The following is an 18,257-nucleotide window of genomic DNA, read 5'->3' as shown; positions in this document are numbered from 1 at the left end:
AATTTAAAAAAAGATGACCTGCTGGATTTACAACAGGCCACCTTTTTTTAAGGTTATTGATTTAAAGAAACAACAACAGGTATTTTAACTGAAGTATTTTCCCAAGCCAACTCTATGTTTGCTGATTTGCTGTCTTTACTGATGTCAGTAATATTGTAAGTCAACACCTGAATTGTATCTCCCAATTTTGTTGGGCTTACAGTTACTTTCGCAGCGATGTTAGCATCTTCTACTTTAGACATGTTTCCGCCTATAGATTTGTCTTTGTAGAATAAAACAGTCCAACTTGACTTGCCTGGTGTGGCTAATAACAAGTATTCTCCGGCTGGTAAATCCTTACCTCCAACTTTCACACCATCGCTAAATGTCACCACAGTACCAGAGTTGGCTCCCGCACGCCACAATTTGTCATATGGCAAAAGATACCCATCTCCACTTCCAAAGATCTTTCTTCCTTTCATTTGAGGTCTGAAATAAGTAATACTTATATCAGTAAGGCCTACAGTAGTAGATACTGATCCGGGAGGGCTTGGCATTGGTTTTTTGTCTTGTGCAATAGAGCTTAAACTCACAAGCATCAATAGTACAGCAAAGGTCATTTTAATGATTTTCATAATCGATTTTTTTGTTAGATTAAAATTTTAATAATTAGATAACTACTCTTTAAGTGTAAAATATAAAGATGAATCAATTTAATGAAATATAAAAAAGTAAAACCGCTTATTAAAACTTGATTTGTTCATCAAGCTCCTGAATTAGTCCATTTTTGATGTCATACACCCACCCATGAATTTGTGTGTCTTTTCCATTTTTCCACGCATTTTTAATGATTGAAGTTTTGCTTAAATCGGCTACTTGTTCGATAACATTGATTTCCACAAATCTATTGGCTCTTTCTTTCATATCTTCTATGCTGTCCAATTCATGCCTGTGTAAACGGTACACATCTTTAATGTGCCGTATCCAGTTGTCAATAAGACCATATTCTTTAGTGTCCATCGCTGCAAGTACTCCACCACACCCATAATGCCCACAAACAATGACATGCTTTACATCGAGTACATTTACAGCATAATCCAGAACACTTAGCATGTTCATGTCAGTATGTATTACCATGTTGGCTATGTTCCTGTGAACAAACATTTCACCAGGCTGAGTTCCGGTAATTTCGTTTGCAGGCACCCTGCTGTCTGCACATCCTATCCACAGTACAGGAGGTTTCTGGCCATGAGCTAACTTGTTGAAAAAGTCGCTATCCTGATTCAATTTTTCACTTACCCACTTACGGTTGTTGTCTATTAGATTGCTATAATATGTTTTCATGTTATTTCTTATTTACTTAGTTAAAGTTGGTGGTTTTTAAATCTGGGATGTTTTTTAAATCGAATGTGATATTTCTCTCGTGTGCATTGCTCTTGTAATTATAAATCACTTCCAATGCATCATGATCAATTTCTTTAGAATGACTTCCATCTATCAATACATGGCTGTTTTCAGGAAGACGTTCGAAGGTCAATTGTAGCCCTGCTTTATTGAGAAATGACACATGCTCACTTAATTTTATGGTGATAAGGTTTGTATCATTTTCCGGGTGTTTTGTTTCATCGTAATGGTAAAGAACCTTATAATTGGTTCGGAGGATATAGAATATACCTACTGCCATACCAATGCAAATACCAATGAGCAGGTCAGTGAAAAGTATGGCGACCACAGTTGTAATAAAAGGTATAAACTGTCCTTTTCCCATTTTAAATAACGTCTTATATAGTGCTGGTTTGGTTAATTTATACCCAACAGCTATCAATATAGCGGCAAGTGATGCAAGTGGAATCTCATTCATGACCAATGGAAAAAAGCCAACAGCTACCAACAAAAGAACACCATGGTAAATGGCTGACATCTTACTTTTGGCTCCTGCGTCTAGGTTTGCAGTACTTCGTACGATTACCGCTGTAATGGGGAGTCCACCAATCAACCCTGATATTATATTACCAACACCCTGAGCTTTCAATTCTGCGTTTTGAGAAGTCCTTCTTTTCAATGGATCCATTTTATCAACAGCTTCTACGCTAAGAAGTGTCTCTAAACTTGCAATAATGGCTAGTGTAATGGCTATAATATATACATTAATGTCAGTTAAGAATGAAAAATCAGGGAATTGGAGCACTGATGATAGCGAACTTATCCCTGAAATTACTGGAATGTTGACTAGATGACTGCCTGAAATAGCCATTTCTGGATAAGCAGATTTTAATCCAATGTTTATTAATAATCCTGTAATTACGGCCAATAAACCCGCAGGTACCTGTTTTAGTATTTGATTTTGTTTTATGAATTTAGATTCCCAAAAAATGAACAGACCTAATGAAACAACACCAACCAACATGCTCCCAAAGTGTATGTGATCAAAAGACGCTATTAAATAGGACAGGGTATTACTACCATCAGATTGGATGAATTCCATTTCTCCAAAGGCGTCTGAGTCAAACCCAATCATGTGCGGAATTTGCTTCAGGATCAATATCAATCCTATGGCAGCCAACATTCCTTTGATGACAGATGAAGGGAAATAATGACCGATGATGCCTGCTCTCATATAGCCCAGAAATACCTGAATAACTCCTGCAAGCACGAGTGCCAGGAGAAAGGCTTGGAAACTTCCCAGGGTTTCGAGAGCATTGAGTACTATTATCACCAGACCAGCTGCAGGGCCACTCACACTTAGGTGAGATTTGCTCAAAGATCCTATAACTATACCTCCAACTACCCCGGAAATCAGGCCTGAAAAAAGGGGAGCTCCTGAAGCCAGAGCTATCCCCAAACATAAGGGGAGGGCTACAAGGAAAACCACTACACTTGATAAAAGGTCATTCTTTATGTGCTTAAGAAAAAATATTTCTTTGAAATTCATACTTATTTGATGTGTAATTTTTTGACTATAACATTTGATCTTTCTCCATATATACTTTTGCTATTGCACAGCAATACATAGTAGAGAAGATTAGATTTTCTTGAGAGTTTGATGTTTGGTTACATCAAAAAAATGTGGATGTTGTGATTTACACTTCGGGAGGAGGTGTTGGAATTTTCCCCAACATGAATCCAAGGGATGCTAAATCGTGATCATCGTACTTTTTAAGTACGATACTAAGTGTGTATGATGTTTTTGATACTGCAAACAAAAGTTTTAAGTCGTCTTCTTCACAACCTTCTTCTTCAGATTCACCATCTTGTTGTTCAGGAAAACTTTCACTTAAAGGATTTGATTTCGGAGTAGCTTCCGAAGCTTTGGTAAAATCATTATCAAACAAACTCTGTAGAAGAACCTGTATAGAATTTGCACTCAAAGACGGGATTCTTTTTGAGGTATTGGCAGAAAAAGAATATGCTTGTTCAATCATAGCAAAACTAAGAATAACAACCATGCTTTTAATAAAAATGCTTTTACGCCATTTGTTCATCTTTGCAAAAGTATATCATTCTAATAAATTTATGTTCTTAAAAGCTATAATTTAACAGTATTAATACGCTGAGGTAACAACAGTATTTATTACCACACATTTAACGGTAGTTGGAGAATTTGGTTGATGCAAAGTTTCAAAGTCATAAATATTGAGAGGATTTACCAATTCATTGTTTAAAGAATTATTTTTGACAAATGCAAGAAGGTCACTCATTCCCACCTTTATCGGTTGATATCCCTAAAGTGTTTTACTCAGATTTGACAGGAACACTAATGGATAAGTGTATTTCGTGTGAATGTAATTTGCTGGTTTCGGGTACTGAATATGTAATAGAAAAAGCACTAAAGCCATACAAGGGATATTCTTCATACTCTACGATTTTTGAGTATGCTATGTGTATGCCATGTGCAGGTAAGATGAGAAATTTGATTTCTGCACACTCAATGAAGAACATCAATCAATATTTTTCACAAAATTTTGATCCCAATAGAACAAGAAGAAAATTGTTGGAAAATGAAAATTCAGATGTAGAAAACTGGTTAAACAGGTGTATAGTCAAAGACATCATTATTGGGGACTTGAGTGAGTGTCAGGTATATGCGCAATGCAGCGGAGAACAAATGTTACTTGGTCACTTTCCTTATATGGTAAGTGGAGTGGCTTTAGATGAGGTTGTAGATTTGCTTTCGCAAGAAACTTTAGATGATTTGGATAAATTTAAAAATGAATTCGTTGATGGGCCGTCAGAATTTCAAGATTTGTTGCAATCGGGACCAAAAGTATTTTTTTAGTACCTGTAATGCATTACTTGATTTTGTGTAAGGTTTACCAATGAATATGATAAACAAGAATTGTTTTTTTATAAATAACAGACATTCCGGACTACTTTGAATTGCCAACTAAAACGCTAAACAAATGACAAACACTACTTATGTAAGACTAAGTTTTATGATGTTTCTTCAATTTTTTATTTGGGGGGGATGGTTTGTTACTGTAGGTTCATATTTGGGAAAAATCGGATTTAGCGGAGCAGAGATAGGTACTACTTATTTGATGAATAACATAGCGGCTATTTTATCGCCATTCTTTATAGGTATGGTGGCAGATCGCTTTTTTTCATCTGAAAAGGTAATGGGTGTGTTGCATATAGTTGGGGGAGGAGTAATCTATTTTGCAACCGGTATTACGGAAACAGCCTCACTTATTTTGACTTTATTAGTGTACAATGCTTGCTACATGCCAACATTGGCTTTGGTCAATACCATTTCTTTTCAGCAAATGGAAAACCCGGGAGAACAATTTCCTAAAATCAGAGTATGGGGAACAATAGGGTGGATTGCAGCCGGGTTGTCAATAAACTTCATTTTGGGTTCTATGCTTGACAATGTAGAACTTACCACACTTCCATTAAAAATGGCAGCTGTCATTTCAGTACTATTGGGTTTATATTCATTTACACTTCCTAATACACCACCTCAAAATACAGGAAAGGATGTTTCGATAGGAGATATTCTGGGAATAAAAGCATTGAGGTTGTTGAAAGATACTTCGTTTGCAATTTTCGTTTTGTGTTCCTTATTGATTTCTATTCCATTGGCGTTTTATTATAGCTTCACCAATCTGTTTCTTAATGATTTGAATGTAGGAAATGCTGCTTCTATCCAAAGTATAGGACAAATGTCTGAAGTCCTTTTTATGATTTTAATGCCTTGGTTTTTTGTCAGGCTAGGTCTCAAAAAAATGCTTTTGGTCGGAATGCTCGCTTGGTTGATTCGATACGGAATGTTCGCTATGGGCAATACCGATGAAATGGTATGGATGCTGTTTTTGGGTATTGCATTGCATGGTATATGTTACGATTTCTTTTTTGTTACGGGACAAATTTACGTGGATAAAAAAGCACCCAAAGATATTAGAGCCAGTGCGCAGGGATTTATTACCTTGATTACTTATGGAGTAGGGATGGGTATCGGGTCGGTAATATCCGGGAATGTACTGGATATGTTTACTACTGGCGGACAAAGAGAATGGTCCACATTCTGGTGGATTCCAGCCATATTTGCTTTGCTGGTGGCAGTGATGTTTTTCATAACCTTTAAACAACCAGAAGACAAGGCTGAGAGCGGAAACTAAGAAGTTAAGTAACCAATGACATTTCAAACACAACATAATTTACAAATACTTTTAACTTAGCACCCTGTTTTTTCAATTAATACATCAACTCTATTTTTTTAGATGGAAAAAGACTTTGGTCAACTAGAAGATGCTCAATTGATGGAATGCCTTGCACAAGATAACAGAAAGGCATTTGAGTATATATTTAAAACGTATTATCAGGATTTGTGTCGGTTCGGTGTGACTTACGTCAAGGATTATGATATAGCAGAAGAGCTGGTGCAGCAGATATTTATCAATATTTGGGAGCGCAGGTATGAGCTTAGTATCAGTACATCAATGAAATCATATCTTTTTACTGCGGTTCGCAATAAGTCATTCAATTATATCAAACTTCAATTACCAAAGGAGTATAAAAAGGTAGATATTGATGATGCAGGATTTATTGATACCACAAATAAAGAAGAAGATATAGTCTTTGAAGATTTACAGGTATATGTAGCTAGGGCTATTGACTCACTTCCTTCAAAATGCAAGGTGATATTTAATTTGAGTAGAAATTCCGGGCTTACTTACAAGGAGATAGCAGAAGAACTTGATATTTCTGTAAAAACAGTAGAAAACCAAATAGGAATAGCCCTTAAGAAATTGCGAGAGCAATTGAATCCTGTGTGGGATAAGGTGATTTTATTTTTGATGTTTATTTGTAATTAAAAAAAAGAAATTTGTTTAGGGGGGGAGCTGATTTATTTTGACTCACCAATGAACAACATAATGCCATGCTATTAAAAGAAGAAAAAATATTCAACTATTTAAATGGATTTTCCGATCAGGAAGAGGCCAAAGAGATTGAGACTATGTTGTCTGAATCAGAAGAAAATAGAATTGAATTTGAGAAAATAAAGAGAATTCATGAATTCTCTTTATATGATGCTAAAGCTTATAATCCCAATATAGAGGAAGGCTGGTCAAAGGTGAGTGGTCATTTATTTCCCACAAAAGAGATACAAATGCCTTTGGGGAGTGAAGACACTAAATCATTCAATCTACAACTGTTTTTTAGAATCGCAGCGATGTTGGTAATAGCTGTGGGTATTTCTTACTTTTTCTTAGCCAAAGATGACTTTGATTCATTTCAATTGTCTTATGCTACAAAAGAGGGAGAAGTGAAAGAGTTTATGCTGTCCGATGGTACCAGGGTTGTGATGAATGAAAATTCTGAGTTTAAATATTCAGAACAATTTGAAGGAGATAGCAGGAAAGTGTATTTGCTGGGAGAAGCCTTTTTCGAAGTTGCAAAAGATGCAAATAAGCCATTCATTATATATTCACCAAGTGCATCTACAAAGGTTTTAGGAACTTCGTTTAATTTAAGAACTGCTAACAATGTTGCTTCAGTGGATGTGTATAGTGGCAGGGTCGCATTTGGAAATCTGGCTGAAAAGGGTAATAATGTGGTTCTTGTAAAGGGGCAAGGTGCAGTATTCCAAAATGGAAAAACTATAGCGTTGGCTAAGGTTGATCCAAATGCTTTATCCTGGAAAACCGGCAATTTGAGATTTGACGGAACCCCAATTTCAAAAGTTGTACCTGTTCTGGAAAAAATGTATAAAGTAAACATCGATTATGATGACAATATTTCTAAATGTCTGATTACTTCTACATTCGAAAATAAATCTTTGAAACAGGTACTGAATGTTTTTGAAATAATAGCCCAAATAAAATCCTCTGAGGATAAAGGTGTTATCCTTCTTTCAGGGCCAGGATGCCAATAATCTCAACTTTAAAACAGGACTTATTTAACCCACCATCGGTGGGTTTTTTTATGTCTGTTTTGTTATGCCCCCTCTAAATGGTTTATTTTTACTTTCCGTTCTCACATCTCATTTTTGACAAATAAATCTATACTATCTTCGTGGATAGTTAGGAATTATAAGAAGAAAGACTATCCTGTTAATAGGCCGCAATGGAAGTATTAAGGTGCAAAATGAAACTTGCTTTTACCCTATGTATGATTATTACCTCTACTGTTTTTTGTTTAGCCCAAAGCTCATTATCACAAAAATGGATTGAATTACCGAAAGACAAATTGTTGGTAGAAGAGGTGTTAAGAGAAGTTTTTCCTTCCTATAAAATTCAAATTTCTTATAGTGACAACATTGTTCCTCTCAAAAAAACAATCAGGTTCAAACAAAAGATAAATCAGGTAGGGAAGGTGTTAGATGAAATCATCAGAAATGAGGATTTGGTCTGGGTCGAAGAGGATAATCAAATATTCTTAAAATTTTACAATCGACCGGAATATGAGTATTCATATACCATCAGTGGTAAAATAAGAGAACAGGGTACCAATGAACCATTAATTGGAGCATACATATTGTCTGAGGAAAATCAGAAAGGTGCTGTAGCCAATGCCTATGGTTTTTACTCGTTGACTCTTCCCGGAGGGAAACACAATGTCAAGGTCAATTTTATTGGGCATGAATCAATTGAGGAATCTATTCACCTTACCAAAAATACAGTATTCAATTTTTCTTTAAATCCTAAACTCCAGGAACTACTCGATGTGGTAGTGGAAAGCAAGTCTGAAATAGAAATGTCTTATCAAAACACTTTGATGGGAACTAATAAACTTAATATGGATGTAGTAGGGGATATTCCATATTTTTTGGGTGAAGTAGATGTATTTCAGAGTTCACTTTTGCTTCCGGGAATAACCAATGTAGGAGAGGGTACATCCGGAATAAATGTCAGGGGAGGTTCCTCTGATCAAAACTTAATATTGCTGGATGAAGCACTTATTTACAACTCTCACCATTTTTTTGGTCTTACTTCAGTATTTAATCCGGATGCAGTGAATGATATTGAAATATATAAAGGGAGTTACCCGGTGAATTATGGGGGAAGGCTTTCATCTGTGATGCATATCAGGCATAGAGATGGAAATAATGAAAAATTTAGTCTTTCAGGTGGATTGGGATTAATAACCAGTCGCCTTTTATTAGAAGGGCCTATTCAAAAAAGCAAGAGCTCCTATCTGATTTCAGGTAGATCTACTTTCTGGGATTTTTTAACCAGAGGAGCCAACAATCCTGCCATCAGTGACTATAGAGCCAATTTCAGAGATTTTAATGCAAAATTCAATTTTGATATTAATAAAAATAACAAGATCTATTTTTCGGGTTATGTGGGACAGGATGAAAATAAATTTGGATTAGATGTATTACGCAAATGGGGTAATGATGTGTTTAGTATGAGGTTAAATCATATTCATAATGTCAAGCTTTTTTCAAATTTTACAGCATACATCAGCAACTATTCATATCGGGTAATTGAAGAAGACGACAAAGCGAGTTTTGTTGGAACTTCCAAAATCACAGACTATGCTTTGAAATCTGATTTCAACTATTTTAGAAACCCTGAACACATATATAATTTTGGTGGTTCGGTTACTTTTCATAGGCTGGCACCTGGTAAAAGGATTCCTGGTGTTAGTTCAACCAACAATGAAGTGGACCTTGGAAGTGAACATGCGGTAGAATCGTATGCCTATTTCAGTAATGAAATAAAACTAAATCCGAAGGTTACAATGACTTCAGGGCTTAGATTTTCACATTTTTCTCTTCTTGGTCCCGGCGATGTTTTTATGTATTCATCCGGCACAACAAAAACAATCAATACAATTGTTGATACTGTATCTTATTCATCAGGAGAAAATATTAAGACATTTTTCAATGTTCATCCCAGAATTACATTGAAGTATCAACTAAATGAAACCAGTGCGCTTAAGGTGAATTATTCTAGTTTGGTGCAATATATGCACAGGTTGTCTAATACCATTACCCCTTCTTCTTCTGATATTTGGAAAGCAAGTGGCACCTACTTAAAACCCAGTACAGGAGATCAATTTACTGTGGGATATTATAAATATTTTAAAAAATCCAGCTTTGAGGCTTCTGCAGAAGCTTTCTATAGAAAAAACAAGAATATAGTAGAATTTAAGGGAGGAGCAGATTTGTTGTTTAATCCGGCCATTGAGACAGAATTACTTTCGGGTACGTCCAGATCTTTTGGATTTGAGGTTTTTCTTAAGAAGGATTTGGGAAATTTGAGTGGATGGTTGGGATATACTTTGTCAAAGTCGGAGATTATGGTGGATGGAGAATATGAGGAAGAAAAGATTAATAATGGAACCTATTTTCCAACAGACTTTAACCGTACTCATGATTTGTCCTTATCGGCAATTTATCGTCTGAACAAAAAATGGACTTTATCTTCTAATTTCGTTTATCAGACAGGAAGGCCATTTTCTTTTCCTTCAGGTAAATATAATTTTGATGGTTTTATAGTGCCCCATTACGAAGAAAGAAACAGGAATAGGTTACCGGATTATCACAGGTTGGATGTGGCAGCCAGACTAGAGGGACGCCAAATTAAAAAGAATGGAAAAGTAAAGAAGACTAAAAGCTATTGGGTTTTTTCCATGTATAACGTGTACAGTCGAAGGAACACTCAGGCTTATTTGTTTAGGGAAAGTGAAGAAAATCCGGAGCAAACAGAGGTGGTAAGGTACTCCCTTTTAGGGGTTTTGGTTCCTTCCGTAACTTACAACTTTAAATTTTGAATTTTTGAAACATTATCAAAGTCATATTACCAGATGGAAAAGAAACACACTGGCTTTTTGTGTTTTTATTTTAGCAGTATGCTGTGAAGATTCTATTAATCTGGATTTGCCTTTGGGAGCTGAAAGAATAGTTATTTCAGGATGGATTACCAATTTGGAAGAGCCTTATACGGTTTCGGTAAGCCGAACCGTTGGTTTCAATGATCAAACTACCGACCCTGGGATTTCCGGAGCTGAAGTATATGTGTTGGATAGATTTTCTAATCGTTTTGATTTTGTAGAAACGAATGAATCGGGTACATATCATTCCAATGCCAGCGAACTGGTGGGCACTCCCGGAAATGCTTATGTATTACATGTAAATATTTCGGGAGGGTCGCAGTATGCTTCGGCTTGGGAAGTATTGAATGCTGTATCTGATTTGGATACAGTGTTTTTTGATACTGCATTCGATCCGGAGCTGCCCATAACAGACCCAAATGCAAAAGTGTATTTCACCAAAGGAGCTATCAATGATATTCCCAATGTTCGGAATTTTTATAGATGGAAAATGTATATCAATGATACATTAAAGAACAAACCGGAAGAAATTGTGATTTTTGATGATAAGTTTACTAATGGGAATGTATTTGAGACTAAGGTGACAGATGTGTTTTTGAAATCAGGAGACAAATTGAAGTTGGAGCAATGGTCACTAAGCCAGAGAGCATTTGATTACTATTCGTTATTGATCTCTCAGATAAGTAGTGATCAGATAGGGCCAAGCACTCCGCCTTCTACCGTAAAGGGGAATATATTTTGTCTGGATGACCAAGAAGAGCTGGTGCTGGGCTATTTTGGTGCTTCTGAAATTACAGTGAAATATGCAGAAGTGACTCCATAAAAGTTTTTTATGGTAATTTATTTTTTTAATTCATTTCATACTTTATGTTTGCAGCACAATGAAGACGATTAACACAAATATGATTTGGTGGTGGAACAATTCAATATGAGTTGTGAACGGCATTAATCTGTATTTGTAAAAAATAAAACTACAAAAGCTCGCTGTTCAAGCGGGCTTTTTTTATGACTTTTAATCAATATGAGTGACTATAAAATAATTTCAGAAACTAAAGAAATGTTAGGAGATTTGGAAACTCCCGTCAGGGTTTACCTGAGAGTGCGTGAAAAATATCCTAATTCTTTTTTACTGGAAAGTTCTGATTACCATGCTCGTGAAAATAGCTTTTCATACCTAGGATTAGATCCAATTGCTCATCTAAAAGCAGATTCAGATTCTCTTATCATTTCATATCCTGATGGAAAAACTGATAAAAAACCAACAGTTCAAATTAATTTATTGGATGAGGTGAAGGATTTTGTTGCTTCCTTTTCTGCGGAAACTAAAAATGATAAGTACATCAGAAATGGGTTGTTTGGTTTTACAGCTTATGAAGCAATAGAACACTTTGAAGATATTAAACTTGATAAACAAAAAGACTCTAAATATGATGTGCCACTTATGCACTATGTATTCTTTAGGTATGTCATAGCTTTTGACCACTTCAATAGCCGTATTTTTATTACAGAAAATACCATCGAAGGAGTTGATTCAAAATCCGGACTAAAGGATGTATTGGCATTGATCAACTCCAATGATACTCCTGCAACTTTGGATTTTGAAACTGATAAAAATATTGTGTCTCCGATTACAGATGCAGAATTTAAGTCTGTCGTGGAGAAAGCTATAATGCATTGCAAGAAGGGAGATACTTTTCAAATGGTGCTTTCTCGTGGTTTTTCTACCAAATATAAAGGGGATGATTTTCAGGTCTATAGGGCATTGAGAAGTATCAACCCATCGCCGTACTTGTTCTATTTCGACTATGGCAATTATACGATTTTTGGTTCTTCGCCGGAAGCACAACTGGTAGTACAGGACAATAAGGCTTCTATATTTCCTATTGCGGGAACGTACAGAAGGACAGGGGACGATCAGCGTGATTATGAGTTGGCTCTTCAGCTTTCAAACGATGAAAAGGAAACATCTGAACACGTAATGCTGGTTGATCTGGCAAGAAATGACCTGAGCAAGTCAGGTGAAGGTGTTGTTGTGGAAAAGTTTAAGGAGGTACAATACTTTTCGCATGTAATACATCTGGTGTCTAAAGTGTCAGCCCAGTTGAATAAAGGCATACTTGATGTTGCTGCGGATACTTTTCCTGCCGGGACATTATCCGGTGCTCCAAAGCACAGAGCCATGCAGTTGATTGATGGCTATGAGAAAACGAAAAGAGGGTATTATGGAGGTATGATTGGGTTTATGGATTTCTCGGGTAATTTTAATCATGCTATTATCATCAGGTCACTATTGAGTCAGAACAATACATTGTTTTTTCAGGCAGGTGCCGGAGTAGTGGCAAAGTCTGTTCCTGACAGTGAGGTTCAGGAGGTTTACAATAAAGTAGGAGCGTTGGTGAAGGCTATAGAATTGGCAGAGAAAATCGGATAGTTTACAAAGGAGATAAAGAATTAATATAAAAGTATAATGAAAATATTGGTTTTAGATAATTATGATTCTTTCACCTACAATCTGGTGCATATCCTCAAGGAATTGGGCTATGGAGCAAAACTGGATGTTATTCGAAACGATCAGATGACTGTGGAAGAGGTGGAAAGTTATGATAAAATATTGCTTTCGCCTGGCCCGGGTGTTCCGGTGGATGCCGGGATAATGATGGAGCTGATTAGAAAATACGCACCTACAAAATCAATTTTGGGTGTATGTCTTGGGCATCAGGCTATTGGTGAGGTATTTGGCTCTTCATTGTACAATATGGACGATGTATTGCATGGAGTAACTACCGATGTGATGACTCAGGGGAATGATGCTTTTTTCAGCAATATTCCTGAGAAATTTAAGGTATGCCGTTACCATTCATGGGCTATCAGGCCCGATACTATTGGTGCAGACTTGAAGGTGACAGCAGTAGATCCAAAAGGAGAAATCATGGCCATCTCTCACAAAGAGTATAATGTAAAAGGTGTACAATTTCACCCAGAATCTATCCTTACCGAGCATGGAAAGATTATGATGGAAAACTGGGTGAAGACTTGAAATTGGAATCCTTGATAAGGAGTATTGACTTGCCACGAGGCTTTAACCCGTGGCACTAAAAACAAAAAGGCTTTAGCCTAATAGAATATGAAAGACATCTTAAACAAACTTTTAGAGAATCAGACCCTAAACAGGCAGGAAGCACGGGAAGCTTTGACAGAGCTGGCCAGTGGTGCTCATAACAATAGCTTAATTTCCTGCTTTCTGACAGTATTTATGATGAGGCCAATACTTCCTGAGGAGTTAGGAGGGTTTAAAGATGCGATGCTAGATCTTTGTGTACCAGTGGATTTGAGTGATTATGATGTCATGGATATGTGTGGTACTGGAGGGGATGGAAAAGATACGTTTAACATTTCTACTTTGGCTTCTTTTGTAGTAGCCGGAGCTGGACAAAATATAGCCAAGCATGGCAACAATGGAGTGTCTTCTTCTTGTGGTTCATCTAACCTGCTCAATCATTTTGGCTATGAGTTTACCAATGATGCAGATCGCCTGCGAAAAGAAATAGATCAGGCAGGGATTTGTTTTCTTCATGCGCCGTTGTTTCATCCTGCCATGAAGCACGTAGGTCCAGCGAGAAAGGAATTGGGAATGAAGACATTTTTCAACATGCTTGGCCCTTTGGTCAATCCCAGCCGTCCAAAGAAGCAATTGTCCGGAGTTTATAATTTGGAGGTGCAGGGATTGTATCAGTCGTTATTGAAAGAAGATAACATTGAGTTTGCTGTGGTGCATGCAGTAGATGGTTACGATGAAATCTCACTGACAGGTGATTTTATGGTTGCCGATAAAAACGGTATTAACCTATACAAACCCGAAGATTTAGGCTTGAAGCACTTGTCACCAGAATCGTTGTATGCAGGGGGAACAATAGAGGAGTCAGCTAAGATTTTTCTTAATGTGTTGAAAAATGAAGCAACAGACGCTCAGATAGACGTAACTATTGCCAATGCAGGACTGGGTTTGTTTTGTGCTTCAAAAGCAAATAGTCTTAAAGAAGGAGTAGAGATGGCAAGAGAATCATTGGTCTCAGGTAAGGCATTATATGCTTTTAATAAGTTTTTAGGGAAATAAATCCTTATAGGTTTAGGAAATAAGAGAAATGGATATACTGGAAAAGATAGTTTTAGAGAAGAAAAAGGAAGTAGCTGCCCATAAAGAAAATATGAAGGTATCTGAACTGGAAAAAGGAGAATCCTTTCAAAGAAAAGGCATCTCATTGAAGCGACGGTTGATTGATGCTGAACCTTTTGGAATCATTTCAGAATTTAAAAGAAAATCCCCTTCCAAAGGAATCATCAACGATAAATTAGATGTAGTGGAAACCACAAAGGGCTATCAGCATGCTGGAGCATCAGGTATTTCTATATTGACTGATACTCCGTTTTTTGGTGGGACTTACGAAGACCTCATTCGTGCAAGAAAGGAGTTGACTTGCCCTGTGCTGAGAAAGGATTTTATTGTCGATGAATATCAGGTGATAGAAACCAAAGCAATGGGAGCGGATGTAATGTTGCTGATTGCTGCATGCCTTTCCAAAACCGAAATAACGAATCTGGCAAAACTGGCCAGGCAAGTTGGGTTGGAAATCCTTTTAGAAATCCATTCTGAAGAAGAATATCAGGAAGATTTGATGGAATACATCGACATTCTGGGAGTAAACAATAGAAACCTGAAAACATTTGAAACCAGTATTTACACGTCCATCAATTTGGCAGAGAAACTTTCAAAGGATGTGGTGAAAATATCCGAAAGCGGATTGAGGAGCATTGACGACTTGAATTTGATCAATCAGGCAGGATATAAAGGGTTTTTGATAGGAGAGCAGTTTATGAGGCATGCTGACCCTGCCCGGGAATTGAAATCATTTTTAGCCGTTTAGTGAAATTGTTGATAACCAGGTAAAATCAGTATGAAAGTTAAAGTTTGTGGTTTAAATACTCAATCGAATATAGAGGAGGTGATAGCAGCTGGAGTTGACTGGATAGGATTGATCTTTTACTCCAAATCACCAAGAAGTGTGGGTAAAGGGGATGTAGATGCTAAATTTGTTACTCAACTAAATGTGATGAAGGTAGGCGTGTTTGTGAATGAAGAGGAGGTAGAGGTGAAGAACATAGCCGAAGCATACCAACTTGACCTTCTCCAATTGCACGGAGATGAATCACCTGAATATTGTGAGAGCTTGAAGCAAGCAGGGTATAAAATCATAAAGGCATTTTCAGTAAAAGACACTTTGAATGAGGCCGAATTGAAGAATTACGAGGATGTTGTTGATTATTTTCTTTTTGATACCAAAGGGAAAAACTATGGCGGAAATGGGATGAAATTCAATTGGAAGGCATTGGAGGATTATAAACTGAGCAAGCCCTTTTTATTGAGTGGTGGGCTCACAGTGGAAGATGCCGAGGACGTAGCTGGTTTAATGATGGATGCCCTATGGGGTGCGGATTTGAATAGCGGGTTTGAAATAAAGCCGGGCTTAAAAGATGCAACAAAAGTTAAGGAGTTTATTAAGACAATAAGATAGATGGAAGAGAAAGAATTGACACAATTGTACCCGAATGAAAAAGGATATTTTGGGAGTTTCGGTGGGGCTTTTATCCCCGAAATGCTGCATGCCAATGTTCAGGAATTACAGGAACAATATTTGGCCATCATGGGTGATACTTCGTTTCAGGAGGAATTGCAACTGTTGTTGCACGACTATGCTGGAAGGCCAACACCTTTGTACTATGCTAAAAGACTGTCCGAAAAATACAAGGCAAACATTTATTTGAAAAGGGAGGACTTATGCCACACTGGTGCGCATAAAGTAAACAATACTATTGGTCAGGTGCTGTTGGCAGAACGGCTTGGTAAGAAAAAAATAATAGCAGAGACGGGAGCAGGGCAACATGGTGTGGCAACTGCCACAGTCTGCGCATTGAAGGGATTGGAGTGCAAGGTGTTTATGGGAGAATTGGATATTCAACGTCAGGCGCCAAATGTTGGACGTATGAAGCTTTTAGGAGCTGAGGTGATTCCAGCAATGTCTGGCAACAGAACGTTGAAGGACGCCACCAATGAAGCACTCAGGTATTGGATCAACCATGCTTCTGACACGCATTACATTATCGGATCTGTCGTAGGGCCTCATCCTTATCCGGATATGGTCGCTCGCTTTCAATCTGTGATCAGTGAGGAGATTAGAAAACAACTGCTGGAGAAAACTGGGAATGCTTTGCCAAATAAAGTGATTGCTTGCGTCGGTGGCGGAAGTAATGCCACAGGGGCTTTCTTCAACTACATTGAAGATGATGGAGTAGAATTGATTGCAGCAGAAGCAGCAGGATTGGGAATTGATTCGGGGGAATCTGCGGCGGCTACTTTCCTTGGCAAAAGAGGAGTGCTTCATGGCAGCATGACTACATTTATGCAGACGGATGATGGACAGGTGGTAGAACCTTATTCTATTTCGGCAGGGATGGACTATCCCGGAATCGGGCCGGCTTTGGCGCATTGGTTTAAATCTGGTAGGGTGCATTTTGAGGCCGTTACTGATGATGAAGCTTTGGTTGCCGGAATGGCTTTGTGCAAAACAGAAGGAATTATTCCAGCCATTGAGTCGTCACACGCTTTGGCTGTTTTGGATAAAATTGATATTATTGAAGGGGAAACTATCGTCATCAACTTATCTGGAAGAGGCGACAAGGATTTGGAAACTTATATCAAATACCAATCGAAGGTTGACGCTAATGTGCTTTGAGAAGTCTTTCAGGATTCTTAAAGCTTGTATTTTGAAGTGCTTTACCTTTTTAACTGTTGACCATTGACAGTTAACTGTTCACCGTTCACCATTGACTAATAAAAACATGAATCGAATAAATAACTTACTGGAAAATAAAAGCAACATCCTTACGATATTTTTCACTGCTGGATATCCTAACCTTACGGATACCATTCCTGTGTTGGAGAAGCTTCAGGCAGAAGGTGTGGACATGATAGAAATTGGAATTCCATTTTCTGATCCAGTGGCGGATGGGCCCGTAATCCAACAGAGCAATTTACAGGCAATTGAAAATGGCATGACAGTGAAATTGCTCTTCGAACAGTTGCAGGGGATGAGGAAGAAGATTACCATTCCTGTAGTGATTATGAGTTCGCTTAATCCAACCCTTCAATATGGAATGGAAGCATTTTGTGAGCAATGCAAACAGGTGGGGATCGATGGATTGATCCTTCCTGATCTTCCGATAGATGTGTATCAAAGTGAGTACAAAACAATGTTTGATACTTACGGAATTCATAATATTTTACTGATCACACCAACTACATCTGCGTCTCGAATTAAAACCATAGACGAGCAGTCAACAGGTTTTATTTACCTGGTATCTTCCTCAAGTATCACAGGTTCAAAAGGTCAGTTTTCTGAGGAGCAACTAGCTTATTTCAAGCGTATGAAATCCTTGGAACTGTCAACTCCTATGCTCATTGGTTTCGGTATTTCCGACAACAATACTTTCAATGAAGTATGCCAATATTCCAAAGGAGGAATCATAGGAAGTGCCTTTGTCAATGCATTGAAAGAGGAGGGGAGCCTGGACCAAAGGATCAGTAATTTCATCCAGGAAATACGACCAAATTAGCCACTTTTTCATTTTTAGTCTTGTCTAAAAATGTATACTTAACTATTTTTAAATCAATTGATTATATGTGGTAATAAGAATTTATAGTTGATGTATTTTTTTCTATTACAGACACTAAAATAATTCAATTCGAAACTTAGTGTATTTGGTGTCTGGGAAAGGTGTATTGTAACTTGTGATTCACAGTGGAACTGCTACATTTGACAGGACAGTAAGTTAAGCTCGTTAAGCTAAATTTACATAAGATGAAACAAGAAAGAAGACACTTCGATAAGGAGTTCAAAATGATGGCAGTAAATCTGTGTTTGACAGGGAAGTCAACCAAA

General features: G+C 37.4%; 17 protein-coding genes. 13 read left to right on the top strand and 4 right to left on the bottom strand.

The genetic code is table 11. The annotated features are described in order from the left end of the window. Nucleotides 1-53: 53 nt before the first annotated feature. The 4 genes from AAOP42_RS13790 to AAOP42_RS13775 all read right to left on the bottom strand — a co-directional run bounded on the left by AAOP42_RS13790 (nucleotide 54) and on the right by AAOP42_RS13775 (nucleotide 3,425). Nucleotides 54-614 carry a DUF2911 domain-containing protein gene (locus tag AAOP42_RS13790; RefSeq protein ID WP_349529117.1) on the bottom strand — a complete coding sequence of 187 codons (561 nt, stop codon included), beginning with the start codon at nucleotides 612-614 and terminating at the stop codon, nucleotides 54-56. Between the two features lie 109 nt (nucleotides 615-723). Next, complete coding sequence (gene can / locus AAOP42_RS13785) at nucleotides 724-1,323, bottom strand: carbonate dehydratase (protein ID WP_349529116.1); 600 nt, start codon at nucleotides 1,321-1,323, stop codon at nucleotides 724-726. A gap of 16 nt (nucleotides 1,324-1,339) precedes the next feature. Next, nucleotides 1,340-2,911, bottom strand: a complete 1,572-nt coding sequence (locus AAOP42_RS13780) for a SulP family inorganic anion transporter (RefSeq protein WP_349529115.1) — start codon at nucleotides 2,909-2,911, stop codon at nucleotides 1,340-1,342. A 148-nt stretch (nucleotides 2,912-3,059) separates the two neighbouring features. Beyond that, nucleotides 3,060-3,425: a hypothetical protein gene (locus tag AAOP42_RS13775; RefSeq protein WP_349529114.1), complete on the bottom strand. Its 366-nt coding sequence runs from the start codon at nucleotides 3,423-3,425 to the stop codon at nucleotides 3,060-3,062. 311 nt (nucleotides 3,426-3,736) lie between these two features. Here AAOP42_RS13775 and AAOP42_RS13770 point away from each other — a divergent pair, with 311 nt between their 5' ends. From AAOP42_RS13770 to trpA, 13 genes are all read left to right on the top strand, one after another. Then, the gene (locus AAOP42_RS13770) at nucleotides 3,737-4,255 is read left to right on the top strand and encodes a hypothetical protein (RefSeq protein WP_349529113.1); all 519 of its coding nucleotides are present in this window, start codon (nucleotides 3,737-3,739) and stop codon (nucleotides 4,253-4,255) included. Between the two features lie 124 nt (nucleotides 4,256-4,379). Then, nucleotides 4,380-5,597: a nucleoside permease gene (locus AAOP42_RS13765; protein ID WP_349529112.1), complete on the top strand. Its 1,218-nt coding sequence runs from the start codon at nucleotides 4,380-4,382 to the stop codon at nucleotides 5,595-5,597. A 102-nt stretch (nucleotides 5,598-5,699) separates the two neighbouring features. Further along, the gene (locus tag AAOP42_RS13760) at nucleotides 5,700-6,293 is read left to right on the top strand and encodes an RNA polymerase sigma-70 factor (protein WP_349529111.1); all 594 of its coding nucleotides are present in this window, start codon (nucleotides 5,700-5,702) and stop codon (nucleotides 6,291-6,293) included. Between the two features lie 65 nt (nucleotides 6,294-6,358). Continuing rightward, nucleotides 6,359-7,354, top strand: coding sequence for a FecR family protein (locus AAOP42_RS13755; RefSeq protein ID WP_349529110.1), 996 nt, complete (start codon nucleotides 6,359-6,361; stop codon nucleotides 7,352-7,354). A gap of 212 nt (nucleotides 7,355-7,566) precedes the next feature. Then, entirely contained in the window at nucleotides 7,567-10,203 is a 2,637-nt protein-coding gene (locus AAOP42_RS13750) for a TonB-dependent receptor (protein ID WP_349529109.1), read from the top strand. A gap of 4 nt (nucleotides 10,204-10,207) precedes the next feature. Next, the gene (locus AAOP42_RS13745; protein WP_349529108.1) at nucleotides 10,208-11,086 is read left to right on the top strand and encodes a DUF4249 domain-containing protein; all 879 of its coding nucleotides are present in this window, start codon (nucleotides 10,208-10,210) and stop codon (nucleotides 11,084-11,086) included. A gap of 198 nt (nucleotides 11,087-11,284) precedes the next feature. Beyond that, on the top strand, nucleotides 11,285-12,694 hold the full coding sequence (locus tag AAOP42_RS13740; RefSeq protein ID WP_349529107.1) for an anthranilate synthase component I family protein: 1,410 nt from the start codon (nucleotides 11,285-11,287) through the stop codon (nucleotides 12,692-12,694). 36 nt (nucleotides 12,695-12,730) lie between these two features. Next, nucleotides 12,731-13,300 (top strand): anthranilate synthase component II, encoded by a 570-nt coding sequence (locus AAOP42_RS13735; protein WP_349529106.1) that lies wholly within the window; start codon nucleotides 12,731-12,733, stop codon nucleotides 13,298-13,300. An 87-nt stretch (nucleotides 13,301-13,387) separates the two neighbouring features. Beyond that, complete coding sequence (gene trpD, locus AAOP42_RS13730; RefSeq protein WP_349529105.1) at nucleotides 13,388-14,377, top strand: anthranilate phosphoribosyltransferase; 990 nt, start codon at nucleotides 13,388-13,390, stop codon at nucleotides 14,375-14,377. Nucleotides 14,378-14,405: 28 nt separating this feature from the next. After that, nucleotides 14,406-15,185 carry an indole-3-glycerol phosphate synthase TrpC gene (trpC, locus tag AAOP42_RS13725; protein WP_349529104.1) on the top strand — a complete coding sequence of 260 codons (780 nt, stop codon included), beginning with the start codon at nucleotides 14,406-14,408 and terminating at the stop codon, nucleotides 15,183-15,185. Between the two features lie 30 nt (nucleotides 15,186-15,215). Then, on the top strand, nucleotides 15,216-15,833 hold the full coding sequence (locus AAOP42_RS13720) for a phosphoribosylanthranilate isomerase (RefSeq protein ID WP_349529103.1): 618 nt from the start codon (nucleotides 15,216-15,218) through the stop codon (nucleotides 15,831-15,833). Beyond that, a complete protein-coding gene (trpB, locus tag AAOP42_RS13715) occupies nucleotides 15,834-17,051 on the top strand; it encodes a tryptophan synthase subunit beta (protein ID WP_349529102.1) in 1,218 nt (405 codons plus the stop codon). A 106-nt stretch (nucleotides 17,052-17,157) separates the two neighbouring features. Beyond that, nucleotides 17,158-17,931: a tryptophan synthase subunit alpha gene (trpA, locus tag AAOP42_RS13710; RefSeq protein ID WP_349529101.1), complete on the top strand. Its 774-nt coding sequence runs from the start codon at nucleotides 17,158-17,160 to the stop codon at nucleotides 17,929-17,931. The last annotated feature ends 326 nt before the right edge of the window (nucleotides 17,932-18,257 follow it).

Origin of the sequence: Reichenbachiella sp. MALMAid0571 (assembly GCF_040151475.1) — a bacterium.
Lineage (GTDB): Bacteria > Bacteroidota > Bacteroidia > Cytophagales > Cyclobacteriaceae > CAXBNB01.
Note: the sequence above shows the minus strand (reverse complement) of the source record. Positions and strands in the feature narration are given on the sequence as shown.